22 protein-coding genes are annotated in these 23,042 nt (G+C 45.8%); 4 read left to right on the forward strand and 18 right to left on the reverse strand.

Features of this window, described 5'->3' with window-relative positions:
* Positions 1-18 precede the first annotated feature (18 nt).
* Entirely contained in the window at positions 19-3,027 is a 3,009-nt protein-coding gene (locus M2134_RS14380) for a TonB-dependent receptor (protein WP_280752135.1), read from the reverse strand.
* Between the two features lie 905 nt (positions 3,028-3,932).
* Positions 3,933-5,219, reverse strand: a complete 1,287-nt coding sequence (gene murF, locus M2134_RS14385; protein WP_280752136.1) for a UDP-N-acetylmuramoyl-tripeptide--D-alanyl-D-alanine ligase — start codon at positions 5,217-5,219, stop codon at positions 3,933-3,935.
* A gap of 152 nt (positions 5,220-5,371) precedes the next feature.
* Here murF and folP point away from each other — a divergent pair, with 152 nt between their 5' ends.
* The 4 genes from folP to M2134_RS14405 all read left to right on the forward strand — a co-directional run bounded on the left by folP (position 5,372) and on the right by M2134_RS14405 (position 9,407).
* A complete protein-coding gene (folP, locus tag M2134_RS14390) occupies positions 5,372-6,214 on the forward strand; it encodes a dihydropteroate synthase (protein ID WP_280752137.1) in 843 nt (280 codons plus the stop codon).
* A 32-nt stretch (positions 6,215-6,246) separates the two neighbouring features.
* A complete protein-coding gene (gene cdaA, locus M2134_RS14395; RefSeq protein WP_280752138.1) occupies positions 6,247-7,032 on the forward strand; it encodes a diadenylate cyclase CdaA in 786 nt (261 codons plus the stop codon).
* Positions 7,033-7,162: 130 nt separating this feature from the next.
* Complete coding sequence (pta, locus tag M2134_RS14400; RefSeq protein ID WP_280752139.1) at positions 7,163-8,176, forward strand: phosphate acetyltransferase; 1,014 nt, start codon at positions 7,163-7,165, stop codon at positions 8,174-8,176.
* Between the two features lie 28 nt (positions 8,177-8,204).
* The gene (locus tag M2134_RS14405) at positions 8,205-9,407 is read left to right on the forward strand and encodes an acetate kinase (protein ID WP_280752140.1); all 1,203 of its coding nucleotides are present in this window, start codon (positions 8,205-8,207) and stop codon (positions 9,405-9,407) included.
* Positions 9,408-9,573: 166 nt separating this feature from the next.
* Here the strand turns inward: M2134_RS14405 and M2134_RS14410 are convergent, their stop codons facing one another.
* The 16 genes from M2134_RS14410 to M2134_RS14485 form a co-directional block, all read right to left on the reverse strand.
* The gene (locus tag M2134_RS14410) at positions 9,574-10,344 is read right to left on the reverse strand and encodes a UDP-2,3-diacylglucosamine diphosphatase (RefSeq protein ID WP_280752141.1); all 771 of its coding nucleotides are present in this window, start codon (positions 10,342-10,344) and stop codon (positions 9,574-9,576) included.
* 10 nt (positions 10,345-10,354) lie between these two features.
* Positions 10,355-10,672 (reverse strand): SUF system Fe-S cluster assembly protein, encoded by a 318-nt coding sequence (locus M2134_RS14415; protein WP_280752142.1) that lies wholly within the window; start codon positions 10,670-10,672, stop codon positions 10,355-10,357.
* 39 nt (positions 10,673-10,711) lie between these two features.
* The gene (gene radC, locus M2134_RS14420; protein WP_280752143.1) at positions 10,712-11,410 is read right to left on the reverse strand and encodes a DNA repair protein RadC; all 699 of its coding nucleotides are present in this window, start codon (positions 11,408-11,410) and stop codon (positions 10,712-10,714) included.
* Positions 11,411-11,457: 47 nt separating this feature from the next.
* Positions 11,458-12,024 carry an elongation factor P gene (gene efp, locus M2134_RS14425; RefSeq protein WP_280752144.1) on the reverse strand — a complete coding sequence of 189 codons (567 nt, stop codon included), beginning with the start codon at positions 12,022-12,024 and terminating at the stop codon, positions 11,458-11,460.
* A 209-nt stretch (positions 12,025-12,233) separates the two neighbouring features.
* Positions 12,234-12,737, reverse strand: a complete 504-nt coding sequence (locus M2134_RS14430) for a hypothetical protein (protein ID WP_280752145.1) — start codon at positions 12,735-12,737, stop codon at positions 12,234-12,236.
* Between the two features lie 48 nt (positions 12,738-12,785).
* Positions 12,786-13,187 carry a hypothetical protein gene (locus tag M2134_RS14435; protein WP_280752146.1) on the reverse strand — a complete coding sequence of 134 codons (402 nt, stop codon included), beginning with the start codon at positions 13,185-13,187 and terminating at the stop codon, positions 12,786-12,788.
* A 47-nt stretch (positions 13,188-13,234) separates the two neighbouring features.
* A complete protein-coding gene (locus M2134_RS14440) occupies positions 13,235-13,786 on the reverse strand; it encodes a sigma-70 family RNA polymerase sigma factor (protein ID WP_280752147.1) in 552 nt (183 codons plus the stop codon).
* 102 nt (positions 13,787-13,888) lie between these two features.
* Entirely contained in the window at positions 13,889-14,674 is a 786-nt protein-coding gene (mazG, locus tag M2134_RS14445) for a nucleoside triphosphate pyrophosphohydrolase (RefSeq protein ID WP_280752148.1), read from the reverse strand.
* An 81-nt stretch (positions 14,675-14,755) separates the two neighbouring features.
* Positions 14,756-16,795, reverse strand: a complete 2,040-nt coding sequence (locus M2134_RS14450) for a cytochrome c biogenesis protein CcdA (RefSeq protein ID WP_280752149.1) — start codon at positions 16,793-16,795, stop codon at positions 14,756-14,758.
* A gap of 39 nt (positions 16,796-16,834) precedes the next feature.
* Positions 16,835-17,749, reverse strand: coding sequence for an RluA family pseudouridine synthase (locus M2134_RS14455; RefSeq protein ID WP_280752150.1), 915 nt, complete (start codon positions 17,747-17,749; stop codon positions 16,835-16,837).
* A 261-nt stretch (positions 17,750-18,010) separates the two neighbouring features.
* Positions 18,011-18,466 (reverse strand): transposase, encoded by a 456-nt coding sequence (locus M2134_RS14460; protein ID WP_280752151.1) that lies wholly within the window; start codon positions 18,464-18,466, stop codon positions 18,011-18,013.
* 164 nt (positions 18,467-18,630) lie between these two features.
* Positions 18,631-19,503: a nucleoside phosphorylase gene (locus M2134_RS14465; RefSeq protein WP_280752152.1), complete on the reverse strand. Its 873-nt coding sequence runs from the start codon at positions 19,501-19,503 to the stop codon at positions 18,631-18,633.
* A 9-nt stretch (positions 19,504-19,512) separates the two neighbouring features.
* Positions 19,513-20,493, reverse strand: coding sequence for a flotillin-like protein FloA (gene floA, locus M2134_RS14470; protein ID WP_280752153.1), 981 nt, complete (start codon positions 20,491-20,493; stop codon positions 19,513-19,515).
* Positions 20,494-20,521: 28 nt separating this feature from the next.
* Complete coding sequence (locus M2134_RS14475) at positions 20,522-20,998, reverse strand: NfeD family protein (RefSeq protein ID WP_280752154.1); 477 nt, start codon at positions 20,996-20,998, stop codon at positions 20,522-20,524.
* 13 nt (positions 20,999-21,011) lie between these two features.
* Positions 21,012-22,457 (reverse strand): tetratricopeptide repeat protein, encoded by a 1,446-nt coding sequence (locus tag M2134_RS14480; protein WP_348525049.1) that lies wholly within the window; start codon positions 22,455-22,457, stop codon positions 21,012-21,014.
* A 76-nt stretch (positions 22,458-22,533) separates the two neighbouring features.
* Positions 22,534-22,959, reverse strand: a complete 426-nt coding sequence (locus tag M2134_RS14485; protein WP_280752156.1) for an HIT family protein — start codon at positions 22,957-22,959, stop codon at positions 22,534-22,536.
* Positions 22,960-23,042: the final 83 nt, after the last annotated feature.

The raw sequence follows: 23,042 nt of genomic DNA on the forward strand, positions 1-23,042 counted from the left end.
TGTCAATGTGTTTAGTAATTAAAATGTTAACTCCACTCCTATAGAGAATTGTTTCGTATTCGGATTTACTCCTAATGTCAGGTTGTTATCCACCTCAGGGTCTGGTCCGGTGTAGTTTGTAATGGTAAACAAGTTACGAGCAACACCATAAATCCGGGCTCCACGAATAATACCTGTTTTATTCAACAGGGATTTCGGCAGGTCATAAGCCAGCGTTAAATTCTTCAAGCGCATAAAAGATGCATCTTCAATCAGTCTGGAGTCAAACTGTGTAAATTGGTATTGCGTACTTGGGAATCTTGTCTGATCTCCTGGTTGTTGCCAGAAATCATTCACCACTCTTGATTGATTGAAACCATTGAAAGACTGCGGGTTTTCGAAGAAATATTTATCATTATTAATCAAATATTTACCTAACTGATACGTAAAGTCTGCTTGCAATGATAAACCTTTGTAACCTACATTGAAACCGATACTACCCTGTACAGGAGCGTAATATTTCTTGCCTGTATTCTGAATAGTAGCGTCGCTCATCGATGTTGAGACCCTATTCGGATCTTTAGTCGGCACCGTTGGGTCTTCTCCCGCCAGATACCATTGAGGCTGTCCTGTTTCTGAATTTACACCAGCCCAGATAGGATAAGCAAAAGATACCGGATTGCCTACTGACCAATAAACACCATAGTTTGGCATATACCAATATTGTCCATCATTGGTTGCTTCCGGGAATAATTGGGTAATTTCCTGTTTGTTATAACCAATTCGGAAATAGGGGCTAAAATTAAAGTCGCTTGTCTTCACTACATCGGCATCAATAGAAACTTCAATCCCTTTATTGTTCAATTTAGCCGTATTTTTCATTACTTCCGATACCCCAGAGGTATAAGGATAAGGTACAGCTACCAACACATCTGAGTTGTTTTTGTTATAGAACTCCACTTCGACTTTTAAACGTTCATCAAACAGACCGGCATCAACAGCAACAGTAAATAATGCCTGTTTTTCCCAACCCATATACGGATTACCTACTTTAGAAATGGCCCAACCGCTGCTTTTCATATAGTCGGCATTGAATGAAGCATTCGCATAATAGTTTTCATAACTAGTGCCAAGCAAGGAATAATAGGCATAGTTATCACCGATATCGGAAATACCCTGTGTACCGTATGAACCCTTAATATCAAGATGTGATAAGAAATCTACACCATCCATAAAAGCTTCTTCTTTCATTTTCCACATAGCTCCGACGCTCCAGAACATACCGCTACGATTATCCTTCGGGAAGCGCGATGTTTGGTCATTACGCAAAGAGAAATCCAAGAAATACCTATTGTTGTAATTGTATTCTGCGCGTCCGAAGAAAGATAAATAGGCATATTCCGTTTTGGTAGAACTTACCTCTTGAGCAGCTGTCGTATGACTCAACAATGTCAGGCGGTCATCCTGTAGACCTTCGCCATATCCATAGAAACGGCTATAGTAATATCCGATCCATTCGTGTCCTCCCAAAACGGAGAAATTATGAAGTGAATTGATCTTCCATTTATATTCAGCCGTATTGGTGAATGTGAAAGTGGTTGCGCGATAAAAGTCTTCTTGTATATATCCATTATTCGGAGCACCTGCATAAGACGGTAATCTTTTTTGTGTAACACGTCTGTCATATACATCTGTCGCTAACTGAGTTCTGATTTTCAGATTTTCAATCGGATTTAACTCAAGGAAAGCATTTCCGTTCAAGGTTATCCTATTATTGTCATAGGGGTTTTTGTCTGTTAAATAGGTGGTAGAGTATCTGTTCCATCCGGGAATCAATCCATAATACTCCTCACCGTTTTCGTCGTACGGTGTGTAGAAAGGTTGCGCCAACACCGCTATACCACGGTTCGTACTATTTGTTCCGTAAGGACTTGATTCTGATTCGTCAAATCCACCCCCTAAATTCATACCAAAAGTCAACCAGTCAGTCAGGCGTCCGCTCATATTTGCTCTGACGGTGTAACGATCATATTTTGAACGAGCGGCAAGACCTTCTGAGCTGAAGAGACCAACAGAGGTAAAATAATTCAGTCTTTCGTTTCCTCCTGAGATCGACAAACTGGTTTCATACGTCGGAGCACTGTCTTTATAATAATATTTTCTCCAGTTTGTATTATTATGACCGTATGTGCTTTCAATGCGATCCGCTGTAGCTTCTGACTGCAATCCGGATTTTCTCCAGAATGCTAATAACTCAGATGTACTCATCAGGCTATCGAAAAATTCTGTATTAGCCATGCTGCTACTGGTGTATTGTCCTCTAAGGGTAATGGTTGGTTTAATGTCTTTACCTCTGACACCTTTTTTCGTTGTGATCACAATCACACCATTTGCTGCGCGAGCTCCATAAATAGAGGTCGCTGATGCATCCTTTAATACGGAGATCGATTCAAAGTCGGAAGCATTCATCGCCATAACAGCAGAAGAAGTAACAGGAGCTCCATCCATGATATACAAAGGAGCCGTACTGGCTTCCAGGGATCCGACACCTCTAATCTTAATCGTAGAAACCTGGCTAGGTTCTCCGCTGGAGGTAAACACCTGCATACCAGCAACTTTCCCTTGCAAAGCATCGAAGACATTGGCTGTCGGCTTGTTCTCTATGACCGCTTTATCGACCACGGCTACAGAACCAACCACCGTTCCTACTTTCTTTTCTGAGCCATAACCTACTACGACTACGGCATCCAAAAGCTGAGAAGCTGTGTTTAGCACTACTTTCATGTTGTTGCGGGCAGGCAGTTCAGCGGTTTCCATCCCTAAATAAGAGATAACCAATGTAGCTCCCGTTGAGGCTACAATCGAGAATTTCCCGTCACTGTCCGTAATTGTACCTGTATTGGTACCTTTTACCTGAACCGTAGCCCCAATAACCGGTTCACCATCTTCTGCCGAAGTAACCGTACCGGTCACACTGCTAGTCTGAGCGTTTGTAATTCCTATCCCCATCACGAGGCATAGGAGTAAATAAGTCAATTTTTTCATCATAAATACACTCTTTTTATTAAACTTATATATAGATAATCTCTCTCTCCATTATTCTGACATAGTCTTAAAGAACTCCATTTGGTTTGTACTGCCGGTATAAACATCTTTAGATATGTGTGATAAAGCAGATATTTATCCCTTATGTTAACCTTGAAAATCCTCATCGGACTGTCGGTAACTATCGCAAAAATAATAATTTTTTGTTTAAATAAATATTTTGACGCATTATTTTGTTAAATTCTTTAAAAAAAATACGAAATTTAGCTTAGAGACTGACATTCCGAAGGTTTCTAATCGTAACTTGCCTTATTTACAAGAAAAAAACAAAAAGAATTCCACCCCACTTTTCATCCGAAAAAGAAGAGAAGATAGCTTTGAGGTTATTTTATATAATAAGGTATAGAGAAAAGGGGCATAAGAGAGAGCCGAAATGCGGATAGGTGGGAAAGACTACTATTTTGACAAGTCTTTAAAGTCCTTAGGGTCATTAAGGTCTTTAAAGTCCTTAGGGTCCTTAAAGTCATTAAGGTCATTAAGGTCGTTTTGCTTTACACCTTCACTAAGTGAATTTGACAATTTGTCAAAATCGCCCGACTATTTTTCCAAAAACATAGGGGTATTTAAAATTAGTCAGGCGAGTAACACTTTTTAACGTATCATATTGTAAAGCAAAATCGACTTTTTGCTTACAAAATGATAATCGAAGATAGCCCCTCGTTTATCCGTTTTTTTGCCTGTCAAATCCGAAATGGCTATCAGCTGCATAATACCCAAGAATACCTCAGCAAGACACAGCTTAACGCTCGCCCGACATTCCGTCAGACGAGCCCGCGTTATGGTAAGATTTTTTCTTCTAAATAAGCCGAAGAGCGGAGAGAAGAGAAAAAGGCAAAGGGTGGAAGAGGTTACAATACCTCTTCCACCCTTTCTAATGCCATGCCACGGGAGCCTTTGATAAGGATGGTGTAGCCTTGCAGGGGTTGTTCGCGCAGGGCAGCCATAAGGGCTTCGGTGGTCTGATAATGATTGTATTTTTCACCGCCTGTGCGTGAGAAGTGTTCGCCACAAAGGTAGATCTTATCGAATCCGCCCCATGCGAGCTGCTCCACGATCTCGGCATGAAGATTATCGCTCTCGGCTCCCAACTCGAACATATCGCCCAAGATCACCGCTTTAGGCGTGGCCGACATGCCGGCAAAGTTATCGAGAGCCGCTTTCATGCTGGTGGGATTCGCATTATAGGTATCGACCAACAGGGTGTTATGGGCTGTTTTCTTCAATTGTGAACGTTTATTGGAAGGCGCGTATCCTTCGATGGCACGGTTGATGCGCGCGGAAGGGATTTTGAAATAACGACCGATCGTGACGGCGGCCAGGGCATTATCTATATTGTAGTCGCCGATCAGTTGTGTCTCCACCACATTATTTTTTCCCTGTTGCTTCCATTGGAAGACCAGATAGGGATCGCTCCCGATAATCTGCCCGGAGGCAAACGAGCTATCGCCATAGCCATAGGTGATCTGTTCGATCCCTTGAGCAATAGCGCGCAAGGGTTTGTCTTCTTTTTTGACAAAAACGATTCCTTTCGTCCGGCGTATGTAGTCGTAGAGCTCTCCTTTTGTTTTCAATACATTCTCGAACGACTCGAAGCCCTCCAGGTGGGCACGCCCCACATTGGTGATCAGCCCATATTCGGGTTGCGCAATCTCCACCAGCTCTTTGATATCGCCGGGATGGCTGGCGCCCATTTCGATCACCGCCATTTCATGTTCGTGGTTCAGGCGCAACAGCGTAAGCGGAACCCCGATCTGGTTATTCAGGTTTCCTTCCGTATATAATAGATTGAATTTCGTAGAAAGGACTGCGGCAATAAGCTCTTTGGTCGTGGTCTTGCCGTTCGTGCCGGTGATAGCAAGCACTGGCACCCCCACCGCTTTGCGATGACGCTGGGCTAAGAGTTGCAAGGCTTTAAGCACATCATCGACCAAAATGGTCCGCTCGTTCTGATAATAGTCAGGGTTGTCAATGACGGCATAATTACTTCCTCCGGCTAAGGCTTTCGCGGCATACTGATTGCCGTCGAACCGATCTCCTTTTAAGGCAAAGAAGATGGAACCACGGGGACAATGCCGACTATCCGTTGTAACAATCGGGTTGTGGATAAATAGTTCATAGAGTTCAGGTATTGACATAATCAAAATCCTCCGTATAAATCTTTCGTTGTTATTTTCTGACAAATGTAACAAAACTTCATTCGATATAGTTCATTCTTCCGAAAGAAAGTTCTTTTTATAGGCTTTGTGTAGTGATTGGAAAATCGTACTTTTGTGCAAAACGAAAAGAGATGATTGATAAGACGCTCAATCTAAATGGCAAATTAGTTCCACTGACTACTCCGTTGGTTATGGGCATCCTCAATGTGACGCCCGATTCTTTTTATGCCGACAGCCGGAAGCAAACAGAGAAATCGATCGAAGAGCGCATCCAAACCATCTATCGGGAAGGGGGCGAGATTATCGACCTGGGAGGCTATTCTTCTCGCCCGGACGCCGTAGAGGTGACCGCCAAAGAGGAGATGCAACGTCTGAGATTTGCCCTCGACATTATCAACAAACACTATCCGGACGCCATCGTATCGGTCGACACTTTCCGTGCGGATATCGCTCGGGAATGTGTAGAGAAACATGGCGTAGCGATCATCAACGATATCTCCGGCGGAGAAATAGACAAGACGATGTTCCAGACGGTAGCCGAACTGAAAGTTCCCTATATCCTGATGCACATGCGGGGAACGCCTCAAACCATGCAGCAGTTCACCTCCTACCGGGATATGATGGAAGAGATCCTTCTCTACTTCTCCGAAAAAGTCGATCAACTGCGCCTGTTGGGCGTAAACGATATTATCCTGGACCCCGGTTTTGGCTTTAGCAAAACGGTGGAACAGAATTATGAGCTGATGGCTCATCTCGCTGAGTTTGCCTCGTTCGACCTGCCGCTATTGGTGGGCATCTCCCGCAAAAGCATGATCTACCGTTTCCTGGATGGGACACCTGCGGAGAGCCTCAACGGAACCTCCATACTCAACACCTACGCCCTGTTGCACGGCGCCAATATTCTCCGTGTGCACGACGTAAAAGAAGCGGTCGAGGCCGTTAAAATCGTTAAACAATTGGTAATTGATAGTTGATAATTCTTCATTCATAATTCATAATTAGCACCATGTGGATAGACTTCGGCATAAAAGACCTTATTGATGTATTGATGGTAGCCTTTTTCCTCTACCAGATCTATAAACTGATGAAGAATTCCGGTTCCCTGGCATTGTTCAGCGGCATCGTTTCATTCTTAGTCATTTGGATTCTAATCTCCCAGGTATTGGAAATGAAGCTAATGGGGTCTATCCTGGATAAGTTTATCAGTGTCGGCTTCCTGGTTTTGGTCATTTTGTTTCAGGACGAGATACGACGTTTCCTATTAGCCGTCGGTTCACATAAAGGTTGGAAATTCATCAGCAATCTCTTTTCGCGCAAAGGTGATGGTGAGGAGAGTAAGGTAAAATATGTTGCGCCGGTGGTATTGGCCTGCATGAATATGGCGCGCAAAAAGACCGGTGCCTTGATCGTTATCCAGCAGGATGTCGACCTTTCGGTCTATATTCATACCGGAGAGATGTTTAATGCGGATGTGAATGCGCGCCTGATAGAAAATATCTTCTTCAAAAACAGCCCCTTGCACGACGGTGCTATGATTATTGCCGACAACCGGATCAAGGCCGCCGGTTGTATCCTTCCCGTAGCTCAAAACGCTACGCTGCCCAAAGACATGGGACTTCGCCACCGTTCCGCATTCGGTATGTCGCTCGAAACAGACGCGCTTATCGTGATCGTTTCCGAAGAGAGAGGAAAAATATCGGTTGCACAAAACGGAAAAATAGCTGTGAATGTATCCGCAGAAGACCTTCAACAAATTCTTTCCGGCGAAAAGGAGGTGGTTAACTTTAGTTAAATCTTCTGAAATTGCCAACTTGCGTTGATAATTTATTGCTCATTTTGCAAACTCAATATAGCAGAATGAGTACCTTTGTGGCCTAATCAGGCTTACTTTTATTAATAAATATAAAAAAATCTCATTTGCCATGGATTTAATGCAAGACATTATCGAACGCGCTAAAGCTAACAAACAACGCATCGTGCTTCCGGAAGGAACGGAAGAAAGGACCCTTATCGCAGCAGATCAGTTGCTGCGCGATGAAGTAGCTCACATTATTTTATTGGGAAACCCGGAAGAGATCACCGCCCTGGCGTCTCAGTACAAATTGGAAAACATTAACAAAGCAACGATTGTCAATCCGCACAACCATGCCAAAAAAGAGGAATACACCCAATTATTGGTCGAACTTCGCCAGAAAAAGGGCATGACTCCCGAGAAAGCAGCGGTGTTGGTAGAAGATCCTTTGTATTTGGCCTGCCTGATGATCAAAGCAGGTGATGCCGACGGTGAAATCGCAGGTGCTCAGAACACGACCGGAGATGTGTTGCGTCCCGCGCTTCAGATTATCAAAACAGCACCGGGTATCAGCGTTGTTTCCGGCGCCTTCCTGATGTTCGTTCAGGACAAGAGCTACGGAAAAGATGGCGTATTGGTATTTGCCGACTGCGCTGTGATGCCGAATCCGAATGCAAAAGAGCTGGCGGAGATTGCTGTTGCCACGGCACGCACTGCACGTGACATCGTAGGTGTAGACCCACGCGTAGCTATGCTCAGCTTCTCAACCAAAGGAAGCGCATCGCACGAGATGGTAGACAAGGTAGTAGAGGCGACTCGTCTGGCACAGGAAATGGCCCCGGAATTTAAGATCGATGGCGATTTGCAGGCGGATGCTGCGCTGGTTGCTTCTGTCGGATCGAAGAAAGCGCCGGGAAGCGAAATAGCCGGCCAGGCCAATGTATTGGTATTCCCTTCACTCGAGGTGGGTAACATTGCCTATAAATTGGTTCAGCGCCTGGGCAATGCCGAAGCGGTAGGTCCGATCCTGCAAGGCATGGGAGCACCGGTGAACGACCTGTCACGCGGTTGTTCCGTAGATGATATTTACAAAATGGTAGCGATTGCCAGCAACCAGGCAATAGGACTCAAATCAGCTCAATAAACAACGGATCTAAAACAATCAAAATAGAATGAAGATATTAGTATTAAATTGCGGAAGTTCTTCCGTGAAGTACAAACTGTACGACATGGATAGCCAGGATGTCATGGCACAGGGAGGTGTTGAAAAATTAGGTTTACCGGGATCATTCCTGAAATTCACCCTGCCGAACGGCGAGAAGGTCGTATTGGAAAAGGATCTACCCGAGCACACGATTGCCATCGAGTTTATCTTGAGCATTCTCACCGATGAGAAATATGGTTGCATCAAATCATATGAAGAGATTGATGCCGTAGGTCACCGTGTCGTTCATGGCGCGGAAGAATTCAGCAGCAGCGTACGGATCACGCCGGAAGTAATCGGCAAAATGGTGGAATGTATCGACCTGGCTCCTTTACATAATCCTCCCAATCTAAAAGGGATCCGTGCGATGGAAACCTTGTTGCCGGGCGTACCTCAGGTAGGTGTGTTCGACACGGCCTTCCATCAGACCATGCCCGACTACGCCTATATGTACGGACTTCCCTATTCCTATTATAAGAAATACGGCATACGCCGCTACGGTTTCCACGGGACGAGCCATCGCTACGTGTCGAAACGGGCTTGCGAAGTGTTAGGCGTGCCTTATGAAGAACAACGCATCATCACGGCTCACATTGGCAACGGAGGCTCTATCGCTGCCGTAAAGAACGGAAAGAGCATCGACACCTCTATGGGACTTACGCCGGTAGAAGGACTGTTGATGGGTACCCGTTGCGGTGATATCGACGCCGGTGCACTGTCGTTCCTGATGGGCAAAGAAAACCTAGACGCGAATGGCTTGTCGGATCTGATCAACAAACGCAGTGGTGTTTGGGGATTGTCGGGTATTTCTTCCGATATGCGTGAGATAGAAGCAGCCGTAGCCGAAGGAGATCGCCGTGCCACACTGGCATTGAATGTCTACAACTACCGCATCAAGAAATATATTGGAGCTTATGCTGCCGCTATGGGCGGTTGCGACATCTTGGTATTCACCGGTGGTGTAGGCGAGAACCAGTGGGCGACACGCGAATATGTATGCCGTGATATGGAATACATGGGCTTGAAATTCGATGTAGAGAAAAACGATGGAATGCGTGGGGAAGAGATGGTAATCAGCACGCCGGACAGTAAGGTAACGGTGATTGTCGTGCCTACGGACGAAGAATATACGATTGCTTCCGATACGTTGGAAATCCTTCAGAATAACTAATCCTTCTTCACAGCTTACAACAAAACATTAGGATTAGTGTTTAAGCTGCTCTGGCCGATGCCGGAGCAGTTTTTTTATGTTGACTTCTGACTTCTAAGAGGCGAAGCGGCTGATAACTTCTTGACTTCTTTGACTTCTACACGAGGAATACAGAGCAGGCCTCACGCTACGCTTCCTCTTCAAACTGCTTCAGGGCAAGCGTCTCGCCATCCCATTCCACATAAGAGAAAAGATGCATCCAATCGCCAACCACCAATACGCGGGAGGTGCGGCTAAGCATCAGGTCGAGCATGATATGACGATGACCAAAAAGGAAGAAATTAATGTCAGGGTGGGTTTTCAGGTATTCTTTAGCAAAAGCAACCAGGTATTCCGCCTCTTCACCGGCATAGGTTTCACTGTTCTTTTCTTTGAGCCCCTTTTTGCGGCTGTTCAGCGACCAACCCAAGGCAAAACCAAATGTCCAGCGGGGATGAATGCCACCATACAGCCATTGAGCAAAGCGGTTACGGAAAAGCGCACGAATAAAACGAAAAGAACGGCTACGATAATCCACCTCATCGCCATGCGCCAAAAAGAAGTTCTTACCCAATAGCTCGACAGTGACCGGTTCCCGGTGGATAATAGCACCTATCTCCTTCGGCAGATAGTCGAACATCCAGATATCATGATTGCCAATAAAGATGTGTATTTTTATGCCGCTGTCGGAGAGTTCCGCCAGCTTTCCGAGGAAACGGGTGAAGCCTTTGGGCACCACATATTTGTATTCGTACCAGTAATCAAACATATCGCCCAATAACCAAACGGCAGAAGCATCCGCTTTGATACTATCCAACCAACGCACCAGCTTCTTTTCAACAGCCAATGGGTCTTTGTGGAACCGGGCGCCCAGGTGGGCATCGGCTGCGAAATAGATCTTCTTACACACACCTTCCATGACGATCCGTTTAGAGGAAACCCAGTTCCAGTTTGGCCTCTTCCGTCATCATATTCTTATCCCAGGGCGGTTCGAAAACCAGATTAACATCGACGCTCTTCACCCCTTCTACCGATTCGACCCGCATGCGCACATCTTCCACAATGAAGTCAGCGACCGGGCAACCGGGTGCCGTGAGGGTCATATCGATCGTCACATGCTTATCGTCATCGATCTCTATCTTATATATCAATCCTAAGTCGTACACATTCACCGGTATCTCCGGGTCGTACACCGTCTTCAGCATCGATACGATCTTTTCTTCTGTCTGGAGGAATTCGTTATCCATAACCTTATCGTTTTATACATGCAAAGATATAATTTATTATCACAATCGCCCCTCATCGGCATAGCTGTAATAGCTGTTGTCGGCTATAATGATATGATCCAACAGGGTGATACCTATCAGCTGTGCGGATTTCTTCAGGCGTTCAGTCAACAGATCATCGTGGGGGCTTGCTACCCTGTTTCCGGAAGGATGGTTGTGGTAAAGAACAATGCCGGAAGCCAGGCTGATGATAGCCTCTTTGAGGATCAAGCGCAGATCGGCCACCGTTTCCGTTGTCCCACCCTGGCTGACCTTCACCTTCCCGATCACCTTTCCCGCGCGGTTGGTCAGCGCTACCCACAATTCTTCGTGGGGCAGATCGCAGAGCAGGGGATGCATCAACTGATAAGCATCCTGGCTGCATCGGATAAGTGATCGTTGTTGCACATCCGAAGCCCCACGGCGTTTGCCCAGTTCCAGGGCGGCAATAATCGCCACCCCTTTGGCCTCTCCTATTCCTTTGAATGTAGCGACAAGCTCTTTCACTGTCAGCTTTCCCAGGCTATTCAGATTATGATCCACGTAAAGCAGTATCCGTTTAGCCAGATCCACCGCCGACTCTTCCGCATGCCCCGAACCGATCAGAATGGCAAGCAGTTCCGCGTCCGTGAGCATAGCGGCGCCTTTGGAAAGCATCTTCTCCCGTGGGCGGTCTTCTTCCGCCCATTTCTTGATAGAAATAGACTGGTTTGTTTTCATAGTAGGTGTTGGTTTTAATTTGTAAAAAAACGAGATCTCTCCGTCGATTACTCTTTCGAGCGGCCGACATACGAGCCGTCACGGGTATCGATTTCGATCTTTTCGCCTTCGTTGATGAAAAGAGGAACGCGCACTTCAGCACCTGTCTCAACCGTAGCCGGTTTCAAAGTGTTGGTAGCCGTGTCTCCCTTTACGCCGGGTTCTGTATAGGTCACTTCCAATACCACATGTGCCGGAAGTTCACAAGTCAGGATCGTCTCGCTAGCAGCATGCACCATCGCTTCTACCATATCTCCCTCCTTCAGGAACTGAACACCGGTAATGCTTTCGCCCGGGATAGAGATCTGTTCGAATGTTTCCGGATGCATAAAGTTATGTCCCATTTCATCTTTGTAAAGGAATTGGTACGGACGGCGTTCGATACGCACCTCTTCTACCTTCACACCCGAGTTCCAGGTTTTATCCAACACACGCCCTGTGGTTACGTTTTTCAGTTTCGTACGCACAAAAGCCGGGCCTTTTCCTGGTTTCACATGAAGAAATTCAACGATAAAGAAATAGTTTCCATCAATATCGAGACACATTCCGTTTCTAAAATCAGCTGTCGTTGCCATATAAGTCTATTATATTTTAAATGAATAATTTTCAGATAGGCTGCAAAGGTAGTGTATTCCTGCTAAATACGCAAGAAGGAGAGCCGGTCGAAAAGCGAAAGAGATACCGTTTTAAACAACAAAAGGGGAACCGACATCACGTCGCCACCCCTCCCTTAACTTAAACGCCAAAACTAAATCTAAACAAAAAACACAAATAATGATATCTTTTACTTATTGTTATTCCTATTTTGCTCTCTCCGGTGTTCGTCGCCTCTTGGACCACCCTCTCTCATCAACTGCCGAGCGAACTTCATTTCCGCTTCCCGGTATTTGTAGAGTTTTTCCGGAGCAAGTATTTTCTTAAACCTTTCGTAATACTCTTTTTCCAGCTGCGCCTCTTTCATGGCTACTTCAGTACATACATCGGTAGCTTTTGTATATTCTTCCGGAGTTGGATTTTCTTTTTTCTCAATTCCTCGGGAATACATCCGGCACTCATGCCCTACTTCAAACTTTTTCCTGCGCAATTCATCACATAACGGAATAAATGCCGCTGCTTCTTCCGGGGTCAACCCCATTTCTGCTGTAATGAACGCATTTCGCTTAGCCTCAAAAGCCTCTCGCATAGCATTTCTGTCATTCCGTTGTTTCTGATCATTTTGTTGCGCACTAAGATCAAAAGAGAATAACACAGAAATTGCGACAAATGTAACAATAAATATTTTATTCATACAAATAATATTACAAAAATATGTAAAAAGCCCTGTTTTATTATCATTTTATTCAGAAAACTGCATTTCTTCTGCCAAAATATAGCTTGCGTATGTGTTTTCTATATAATCCCAATATTCCTCTTCTTCGTCATACGATTCTCCTTCCGGATAGAACGAGTCGGTTACGGTCGTGTGCACCAACAAAGAATCCGTAGTACCCCCTTCGTCCGTATCTGTTATTCCCACCAAGGCGCGGAAAAACAAAAGCAAACCTAAGAAGACGGCCGCCATATAAAGCCAGGGACGAATGCGAGCCATCATGGTTACTTGCTTCGCCTCTTCAATCTGCTCCGGCTGTTCCGGCAGCTGACTCATAATCTGACTCGTTAGGTTCTCCAGGTAACCTTCAGGCACAGAAAATGGATTCTTGTCCTTGAATTGATCCAGTTTGTTTTCTTTCTTTTTCATAAGAAGCTATCTTTTCTGCATGTATGACAATCAACAAACGAAATGGTTTAAACATCTTTTACTAAAAACTCCTCGATTTTCTTCACCGCATGATGATAAGAGGCTTTTAGGGCACCAACCGATGTGCCCAGGATTTCAGACATATCATCATACTTCATTTCTTCATAATATTTCATCTGAAACACAAGCCGCTGCTTTTCCGGCAGAGACAATATGGCCGCCTGCAGCTTCATCTGCGCTTCATCGCCATCAAAATACTCATCACCCTTCAGGCGTTCCAACAGAAAAACATCCGTATCATCGATGGACACATTATTTTGGGCGCGTTGCTTATTAAGGAATGTAATACATTCGTTAATCGCAATTTTATATAACCAGGTCGACAACTTGGCATCACCCCGGAAATAATTAATATTCATCCACGCCTTCAGGAAGGTGTTTTGCAGTAAGTCATTCGCATCGTCATGATCCAATACCATCTTACGGATCTGCCAATACAACTTCTCCCCGTAAGCGCTCACCACCTTTGCGAAAGCATGCCTCTGCTGATCCGGATCACGCAACTGCTTCACAAGTTCATCTTCAATATATGGCTGCATTATCTCTAATTTGGCATAAATATATACTTTTTAATTGAAGCATGAGGAATAAAGAATGAAGAATTTTTAAGAGACAATTCCTCATTCTTCATTCTTTATTCATCATTCTTCATTTTTCTTCGCCTCATTCCATATACGATCCATTTCCTCCAAAGGCATTTCCTTCAGGGATCGTCCGCATTGATTGGCGTAAGCTTCCAGGTAATTAAACCGCTTGATAAATTTTTGATTCGTACGTTCCAGGGCATTATCCGGATTGATCTTATACAGACGCGCTGCATTGATCAGGCTAAAGAAAAGATCGCCAAACTCATCCTCCATGCGATTTGCATCCATCGCAGCAATCTCGGCCTTCAACTCACCAATCTCCTCCTGCACTTTATCCCACACCTGTTCGCGTTCATCCCAGTCGAAGCCCACATTCCGGGCTTTATCCTGTATGCGGTGCGCTTTCACAACCGAAGGAAGTGCCGCCGGCACCCCTTCCAAGACGGTCTTATTGCCACCTTTTTCTTTCAGTTTTATCTGCTCCCACGACTGCTCCACCTGTTGGGGAGTTTCGGCCTCGTCGGTACCGAACACGTGAGGATGGCGGAATATCAATTTCCGACATAAAGCGTCACACACCTCTTTGATATCGAAAGCCCCTTTTTCCTCGCCTATCTTGGCATAAAACACGATATGAAGCAGAAGGTCACCCAGTTCTTTTTTGATACTCTCGTTGTCATCTCGTATCAGAGCATCACAGAGTTCATAAGTCTCTTCTATCGTATTGGAACGCAGGCTCTCATTGGTCTGCTTCCGATCCCACGGGCACTTCTCCCGCAGTTCATCCATAATGTCGAGTAGTTGCCCGAAGGCTTTCAACTGTTCTTCTCTTCGATCCATAACTTTTCTAGTGAAGAATGAGGAATGAAGAATGAAGAATTTTAAGAGATAATTCATCATTCTTCATTCCTCACTCTTCATTTATTTCTTGTATTGTTTCAACCCCTCCTGCAGGAATTGTAAATATTGCGGCACACGCTCATCAAACGCATAAGAAGGCGCAAGCGGCTTTCCTTCATTATCCAACAGGACATAGAAAGGCTGTGCATTAGCACCGAACTTACTCCGCTGCAGATAACTCCATTTATCCCCTACCGTTTTCAGTTTGCGCGTGCGTCCATATTCTTCAATCTCTATCGTTTCCGGCAAACGGGTCTTATCATCAACAAATAAGGTAATCAAGACATAATCATTCTCCAGCATCTGCTTCACGCGAGCATCCGTCCAGACCGATGCCTCCATCTTCCGGCAATTCACACAGCCATAACCGGAGAAGTCGATCATAACCGGCTTACCCACCCGCTTGGCATAGGCCATACCCGCTTCATAATCGTCGTAAGGCGCATGCACCTCATTATCATACAGGTTGAAATCCTGCGTATACAAGGGCGGAGCAAATGCGCTAATAGCCTTCAGCGGCGCACCCCAAAGCCCCGGAACCATATAGATAGCAAAAGCAAAAGAGATAATAGCCATAAACAGACGCGGAACAGAGACATGTTTCAGGTCGCTATCGTGATTGAATTTAATCTTTCCTAACAGATAGAAGCCTAACAGGGCAAAAATAACGATCCACAATACCAGGAACACCTCCCGGTCGAGGATGCGCCATCCGTAAGCCAGGTCGGCAACTGAAAGGAACTTCAACGCCAACGCCAGTTCCAGGAATCCCAAAACTACCTTCACCGAATTCAGCCATCCGCCCGACTTCGGCATACTCTGCAGCATGTGCGGGAAGATAGCAAAGACACTAAACGGAATAGCCAACGCCAGGGCAAAGCCAAACATACCAATGGCCGGTCCGAACAGGGAACCCATGGCGGCCGCCTGCACAAGCAACGTACCGATAATCGGTCCCGTACAAGAGAAAGAGACCAATACCAAGGTGAAGGCCATAAAGAATATGCTCAACAGCCCCGTAGTCGAATCGGCCTTCTGGTCCATCTTATTTGTCCAGGAAGCAGGCAATACGATCTCGAATGCTCCAAAGAAAGAGACAGCGAAGACCACCAACAACAGGAAGAACAATATATTAAATATCGCATTGGTCGAAAGATCATTCAACGCGCTCGCTCCAAATAAAGCCGTGATCAACAGACCCATCACCAGATAAATCACAATGATGGCTATCCCATAGGTATAGGCGTCGCGTCGCGCTTTTTTCTTATCCTTCGTGCGCTTCAGGAAGAAGCTGACCGTCATCGGGATCATTGGCCACACACAAGGTGTCAATAGCGCAATCAATCCTCCTAAAAAGCCGGCTAAGAATATCCATATCCAAGAGGTGTCCGTTGCCGATACAACCGGATCACCATACGCCTTCAGCTCTTCGACCACCGGTTCCCACAAACCACTATTGTCTGTCAAGCCGGAAACGACATCCGTTTGCTCTGCCGGTGCCAACGAGATCGGTTTGATCTCCACGACCTCTTCCTTGCCAGCTTCGGCGGTAACAGGCTCATCCACCGTCGGCTCTTCGATGGCTTCTGCTACAGCATCCATACGAATTGATTTACGATCAAAAGCAAAGTCTATCCGATCGGGAGGCAGACAGGTCTCATCGTTACAAGCCATATATTCTACCTCACCTACCAATTTAAACTTCTTGGCATCGGTCACCTTTATCGGCTGCCGAAAAGAGAAAGAACCACTATACCAGCGAAGCTCCATCTCAAACATATCATCGTAAATCGTGGTCGGTTCAACAGAAGGAGTCGGACTACCTATCAATTCCACCCCCTCTGCCGTTTCAAAAGTAAAAGAGGTAGAGACGGGTCCGCCCTCCGGCAGATTCATATCATATACATGCCAACCCGGTTCACTGGAAACAGTAAAGACAAGTGTTTTTTCAGCCGTTCCCGGGTCGTCCAGTTCTATTTTCCATTTGATCGGATCCAATATTTGCGCCTGGGTCATGAAGGCGATAATAGAAAACAATAAAATGCCAGTTAACTTTTTCATGTTCAGTCTACTAATGTTTGTTTTGCGTTTGTTTTGTGTTTATTTTGTCAAAGTATTAAATGTACTTGGTGTTTGTGTTTCAAAACTCATCTCCGCTCCTGTTCCCGGATGCACGAAGGTAAGCTTAGAAGCATGCAGCATCAGGCGGTCTGCCGGGTTATTTTCCGAACCGTTTCGTCGGTCTCCGACAACCGGATTTCCTAAAGCGCCTAATTGATTGCGAATCTGATTGTGCCGGCCGCTCTCCAGGCGAATCTCCAACAAAGAAAACATCTCATTGCTTTTGACCACCTTATAACGAGCAATAGCCTCATCACCATCATCTTCTGCCACAACAACCGATCGCAGATTCGTTTCATCAACTGCGTGAGAAGAATGCAACAAATCGCTCTCCTTCTCCGGGCGTCCTTCTACCACAGCCTTATAGACCTGCTCGGTCACCAAGCGGTTCCAACCCGATTGAAAAGACTCCTGAATACCGCGGTTCTTGGCAAAGACCATAACGCCCGAGGTATCTTTATCCAGGCGGTGCAACATAAATATCTTATTCCGGGGATCCATCTTCTTCACATAGTTGCTCAACAGATGAACTACCGTACGCTCTTTCTCGCGCACATTGGCAACCGAAAGCAATCCCTCTTTCTTGCGGACAACAATCAATTGATCATCTTCCCACAAAATACTCAACTGAGGATGATTGAACGCCACCTTTCCACGTTCATAACTGATACCAACCACATCTTTCGGTTCAAGAGGTGTATCAAATTGCGTGGTTACTTTTCCGTTTACAGATATCTGCCCATGCCCCAGCATCGCTTTCACAGAACTCTTACTCTGCTGATTGAGCTCCTGAAAAAGGAATGATAGTAGTGAGTTTTTTTCTTCAACAGTGACACGTCGCGCACGAGGGGGACGGTTCGGATTATATTCTTTCTTTGCAGATCTTCTTCCCATACATTATTTGTGATGATATAGCCTACAAAGATAGAGGAAAATTAAATAGTATGTTTATCTGTTATATATTCTTAGGATTTTGTCGACATACCCATACTTAGAGCCCGAAAAGACTTTAACGTGGATAACCCGTGCAGTATTCGTTTGCACCTCGCTATTCCCCGTAGTCCGAAAGGACTTCTACGTGGATAACCCCGTGCAAGCCGTTCAGGCGCAGCTCGGGGTTGAAAGGAAGCTAACTCCTCCAACTCCGAAAGGAGTTCAACTATCCACCCAAAACCATTTTTCATCCAGATCCACCCCTTCTTCTTTAAAGAAACGCCTGATTTCCTCCTGAAAACTCTCTCGCTTATGATGCTCCTGTTGGTTTTTGATGTAGTCAATAAGAGTGTTTCGCTCTTTGTATGAATAGGTCAAGGCACAATACTTTATGCCCCAACCATCAAAACCTGGGAAGAGGCCTGATTCCTTCATCCACTTGCCAGAGGACACCTTTATCTCTCTAATATAATCAGCCAAAGCGACTGAAGGGTGCAGGTCAGATAGAATATGAAGATGATCTTCCATGCCATTAATACGGAATAAAACACATTTTTTGTTTTTGATAATACCCCAAATGTAGTTGTATAAATCAACTACATGTTTTTGGTTTATACTCTTTCGGCTTCCTTTCGTGCGGAAAACGATATGATATAATATTTGTCGGTAGGCAGACATAGTTTAGGTTTATTTTAATGGTTAGTATTAACGTTAAACTCCTTTCGGAGTTAAGTAAGGATTGGTCATATTTACCTCGAGCTGCGACTTTGTCTTGCACGAGGTTATCCACGTAGTAGTCCTTTCGGACTTTCCGTTACATTCACATTATTCCAATCGAAAAATCAAATCCTCTCCAACACTTTCTCGATAAGGCCGGTTAAGCTGTCTTTGTATTGCGTGTTCATTTCTTTGGCGACGCGTCCGGCAATGATGCAGCAGACTGTCAATGCCCGATGTCCCATCAGGGCGGCCAGGCCTGCCAAAGCGGAGCTCTCCATCTCAAAATTGGTAATCTGCCGGGATTGATAGGTAAAGGCTTCGATCTTTTTGTTCAGTGCGGGATCGGCTAAAGCGAGGCGCAACTCCCGTCCTTGGGCGCCGTAGAATCCATTGGTCGCAATGGTTACTCCCCGGACGATATCGTCTTGTGCGATCTGCTCCGTCAAAGAGGGATTCGCCGGAACCACATAGGGCTGCAGCTCCTTAATTTTCCATTCCAACTGTTGCAACAAAGCTGCTTCAAACGCCTTGTCGCGTACAGCTTCATTTTTATCATAGAAATAGATCACCCCATCGAAACCGATCGACCGTTCGGCAGCCACGTAGGTCCCGATTGGAACAAAAGGCTGCAAGCCTCCGGAGGTACCGATCCGAACCAGCGTCAGTTGTCGGAACCCCGGCTTCACAGTTCGGCTTTCCAGATCGATATTCGCCAGGGCGTCGAGCTCTGTCAGGACAATATCGATATTATCCCCACCAATGCCATGGGAGACCACCGTAATGCGCTTCCCTTGGTAACGCCCCGTGATCGTATGAAACTCGCGACTGCTTACGTCGCACTCCACCTCCTCAAAATAGGAGGCTATCGTTCCAACCCTTGCCGGATCGCCCACCAGGATCACCCGGTCAGCCAGTTGTTCAGGCTTCAAATGCAGATGGAAGGCACTTCCATCTGCATTGATTGGCATTTCTGAAGCGGGAATAACACGCGTCATAAACTACTCTTATTTAATCGGTTTATTCGGATTCTGTGCCGGCTTAGCGATCGAGTCGCGCATGCTGGTATCCGCTTCTATATTTTTCATTTTATAGTAATCCATAATCCCCAGGTTACCGCTACGGAAGGCTTCCGCCATAGCTTTAGGCACTTCGGCTTCGGCTTCGATCACCTTCGCGCGAGCCTCCTGCGCTTTTGCCTTCATCTCCTGCTCCATCGCAACAGCCATCGCACGACGTTCTTCCGCTTTCGCCTGAGCAATATTCTTATCCGCCTGCGCCTGATCCATCTGAAGCACCGCACCGATATTCTTACCTATGTCGATATCCGCGATATCAATAGACAAGATTTCGAAAGCCGTACCGGCATCCAGTCCTTTGCGTAATACCAGTTTAGAGATGGTATCCGGATTTTCCAATACGGTCTCATGGTTTTCCGAAGAACCGATCGACGACACAATACCTTCGCCTACACGAGCCAGGATAGTCTCTTCACCGGCACCCCCAACCAATTGTTTGATGTTGGCACGTACCGTTACACGCGCTTTGGCGATCAACTGAATACCATTCTTCGACACAGCCGTTACCGGAGGTGTATCGATTACTTTCGGGTTTACCGACATCTGCACCGCTTCAAACACATCACGTCCTGCCAGGTCGATCGCTGTTGCCATCTGGAACGATAGGTCGATGTTTGCTTTAGAGGCCGAAACTAAGGCATGCACCACACGCTCCACATGACCACCGGCCAGGTAGTGTGCTTCCAGTTCGTCGCGTGTCAGCGATTTCAGTCCGGCTTTATGGGCTTCGATCATAGCGCGCGCGATCACTCCGGGAGGTACATTACGGATGCGCATCAGAAAGAGCTGAAGTAAAGATATATTTACCCCAGACACTTTGGCCGAGATCCACAACAGGAACGGCACATAGTAGAAAAACAAGATTAGCAGGAATATCGCTGCTATCAATAATACAATAGGCATGTACATGTTTTTACTTTATTAATGATTAATACTATTATTTTATCTCTTCATTTTTGGGCACAACGATCACATTATAACCGTCTACCCGAACCACCGTCACTTCGGTCTGCTCGTCGATAAACTCTTCACGCGACTTAGCCTCTACCGTGATCCCTTTTATCAATGCCTTACCGATAGGCGCCAGGCGCGAGAGTGTAAGGCCTTCGTCGCCCACCTCGATGCCCAACTCACGGGTAGAGGTGATCTTTGAATCAACATCCGCATGAAGGGCTACCTTCCGGAACGAATTGGAGCGCAACAGCCAAAAGAATATGGCAACAAAAACAACCGCCGAAACAACCAGGGTGATATGTCCGATCATCGGACTGATCGTATAGGCATAGATCACACCGCCAACAGCGAACAATCCTCCCCCTATACCGGCCAATGTGATGCCGGGCAATAGAAACACTTCTATCAGAATTAACGCGATGGACAATCCCATCAGAAAGGCAATAATGACTATATCCATACTTTAGATTTTATTATCGTGTGTTGTTTTTTCTCAAATAGAGTATTTCCGCATTGCGCGCTTTCTTCTCCCAGCCTTCGGGTTGACTATACAATTGAGCCAATTGTTGTTCGCTTTGCAGGATCTGTGGTTGCAAACGCTGCTTTTGCGCGTTATCGCCCGCATGATATTCCTCGCGTAGCTCATCGAGCTTCTCTTCCAGCTCTTTAATCTGCCGGTTCAGCGCCACCACCTTCTCATAAATGCTACGGGCTTCCGGACTCTGTATCTCTTCAAGCGTATAATAAACAAGGTCATTGGTGATAACAAACTCAAAATCCTTCTTGATTTCTTCCCGGCCATAAGGTATCTCCTCGTAAGCCAGCTCGATCAGGTCGGCATAATCCTCTCCCTCTTTCCAGGTGACACGGATATCGGCCAGCATCGCCCGGGCTCTTTTCATCTCGGTATCTTCGCTTTCCACGCGCTTGCGCTGCTCATTCGGGATAAACAGATACACACATACCTTATTTTCCGGCTGATAACGATCAGACACAAACCAGCCCAACTTCTTCGTATCGTCGAACACGATCATATAATCGTTAGCGAACGAATTATAGGGCATACCCAACTGCTCCGGCGTCAGATAGGTATCGCTGTTCATATTGTAACGGGTCACAAAAATATCATAGCCACCCAACGAGCCGTTTCCTTTCGAGGCATAATAGATCGTCACCCCATCGGTCAATACAAAAGGATAATTATCATCCCCGTCGCTATTGACATTCATGGGCAATTGCTTCTCATCACCCCAATGATCCATCAGGTAGGATTGGGTAAAAAGACAGAGCGCATTGTCGTCCGTCTCCCGGGCATAATAGATTTTATCACCCTTCTGATTCTTATAAACCACCGAGGGGACAGCCTGTTCCGCTTCGAAGAAATCAGCAAACAGCGTCAGCGATCCACTCTCTTCACTCAGCGCATAAGCCTTCAGGAAACCCTCTTTATCGACTACCACGCTATCGATCACCTGCACATCTTCTACCTTATCCAACATCCGTTGCGCATTCTCCGCCCGGTTCTTTTTCAATTGGAAAGGCTCGACATCCTGCTTTTTCTTTGTCAACTGCCCGATATAGTCTTCATACATCTCCACGGATTCCTCGAACCGGTAAAGCGCGAAATAGACCTCTGCCAAATAGCGGGAAGACTCCATCACCTTGCGACGCACACCGACCTGCAGATAGGTCTCTGCCTTCTCCAGATCACCGGTTTCATAACAGCACACCCCATACCAATGGTTATACGAGCCATTGTTGGGCGATTGTTTCACCAACCGTTCAAAGGCAGGTTTTGCCTCTTCGTATTTGCCTTCGTCATATAGTTTCTTGGCCTGATCCAGGCTCTGTGCCTGCACGGACGCACTGATACAGGCGACTCCCACTATGTATAATATCTTTTTAATAAAGCGGTTCATCGTTTCAGGTTCTAACATTTTGTTAAACTGCTTTCAAAGATAAGAATATTTTTATATGCACAATCCGTAGCGGTATTCAAATAACCCCCAACGCCCCTTTCAAATCCTCTACCATCTTCTGGTATTCTTCGTCTGTCAGATATACTTTTTGTGGATTCATCACAAACACACCACCATAATCCGGACCATCCACATACTTGGGTGCCAGGTGCATATGCAGGTGAGGCAATTTATCCGAATAGGCGCCATAATTGATTTTCGCCGGATTGAAGAGCTGCTTCATCGCCCGGGCCACCCGATTGACATCTTCCATATAAGCCAATAACTCTTCGCCTTTTAACTCATACAACTCGACCGCATGCTCTTTATAGGCCACCACACATCTTCCTTTATACGTTTGCTCCCGGAACAAAAAAACCGTTGAAGCCGGCAGGTCACATAGTTTAATCATCAGACTCTCCTGTGTTTGAATATCATCACAATATAGACATGTTTGTTTCATGTTTTCGTTTTTTAGGTGTTTTACATCGGGTAAATGTAAGCAAAAACTGACAGATTACAAATTGGAAATCTTCGAATTGGGGA

Source organism: Parabacteroides sp. PM6-13 (assembly GCF_029892605.1).
Lineage (GTDB): Bacteria > Bacteroidota > Bacteroidia > Bacteroidales > Tannerellaceae > QVMG01.

What these genes read in the sequence shown, in the direction of transcription:
- M2134_RS14380 (WP_280752135.1), bottom strand. Translation starts at nt 3,027, where the DNA reads ATGATGAAAAAATTGACTTATTTACTCCTATGCCTCGTGATGGGGATA.
- murF (WP_280752136.1), bottom strand. Translation starts at nt 5,219, where the DNA reads ATGTCAATACCTGAACTCTATGAACTATTTATCCACAACCCGATTGTT.
- folP (WP_280752137.1), top strand. Translation starts at nt 5,372, where the DNA reads ATGATTGATAAGACGCTCAATCTAAATGGCAAATTAGTTCCACTGACT.
- cdaA (WP_280752138.1), top strand. Translation starts at nt 6,247, where the DNA reads ATGTGGATAGACTTCGGCATAAAAGACCTTATTGATGTATTGATGGTA.
- pta (WP_280752139.1), top strand. Translation starts at nt 7,163, where the DNA reads ATGGATTTAATGCAAGACATTATCGAACGCGCTAAAGCTAACAAACAA.
- M2134_RS14405 (WP_280752140.1), top strand. Translation starts at nt 8,205, where the DNA reads ATGAAGATATTAGTATTAAATTGCGGAAGTTCTTCCGTGAAGTACAAA.
- M2134_RS14410 (WP_280752141.1), bottom strand. Translation starts at nt 10,344, where the DNA reads ATGGAAGGTGTGTGTAAGAAGATCTATTTCGCAGCCGATGCCCACCTG.
- M2134_RS14415 (WP_280752142.1), bottom strand. Translation starts at nt 10,672, where the DNA reads ATGGATAACGAATTCCTCCAGACAGAAGAAAAGATCGTATCGATGCTG.
- radC (WP_280752143.1), bottom strand. Translation starts at nt 11,410, where the DNA reads ATGAAAACAAACCAGTCTATTTCTATCAAGAAATGGGCGGAAGAAGAC.
- efp (WP_280752144.1), bottom strand. Translation starts at nt 12,024, where the DNA reads ATGGCAACGACAGCTGATTTTAGAAACGGAATGTGTCTCGATATTGAT.
- M2134_RS14430 (WP_280752145.1), bottom strand. Translation starts at nt 12,737, where the DNA reads ATGAATAAAATATTTATTGTTACATTTGTCGCAATTTCTGTGTTATTC.
- M2134_RS14435 (WP_280752146.1), bottom strand. Translation starts at nt 13,187, where the DNA reads ATGAAAAAGAAAGAAAACAAACTGGATCAATTCAAGGACAAGAATCCA.
- M2134_RS14440 (WP_280752147.1), bottom strand. Translation starts at nt 13,786, where the DNA reads ATGCAGCCATATATTGAAGATGAACTTGTGAAGCAGTTGCGTGATCCG.
- mazG (WP_280752148.1), bottom strand. Translation starts at nt 14,674, where the DNA reads ATGGATCGAAGAGAAGAACAGTTGAAAGCCTTCGGGCAACTACTCGAC.
- M2134_RS14450 (WP_280752149.1), bottom strand. Translation starts at nt 16,795, where the DNA reads ATGAAAAAGTTAACTGGCATTTTATTGTTTTCTATTATCGCCTTCATG.
- M2134_RS14455 (WP_280752150.1), bottom strand. Translation starts at nt 17,749, where the DNA reads ATGGGAAGAAGATCTGCAAAGAAAGAATATAATCCGAACCGTCCCCCT.
- M2134_RS14460 (WP_280752151.1), bottom strand. Translation starts at nt 18,466, where the DNA reads ATGTCTGCCTACCGACAAATATTATATCATATCGTTTTCCGCACGAAA.
- M2134_RS14465 (WP_280752152.1), bottom strand. Translation starts at nt 19,503, where the DNA reads ATGACGCGTGTTATTCCCGCTTCAGAAATGCCAATCAATGCAGATGGA.
- floA (WP_280752153.1), bottom strand. Translation starts at nt 20,493, where the DNA reads ATGTACATGCCTATTGTATTATTGATAGCAGCGATATTCCTGCTAATC.
- M2134_RS14475 (WP_280752154.1), bottom strand. Translation starts at nt 20,998, where the DNA reads ATGGATATAGTCATTATTGCCTTTCTGATGGGATTGTCCATCGCGTTA.
- M2134_RS14480 (WP_348525049.1), bottom strand. Translation starts at nt 22,457, where the DNA reads ATGAACCGCTTTATTAAAAAGATATTATACATAGTGGGAGTCGCCTGT.
- M2134_RS14485 (WP_280752156.1), bottom strand. Translation starts at nt 22,959, where the DNA reads ATGAAACAAACATGTCTATATTGTGATGATATTCAAACACAGGAGAGT.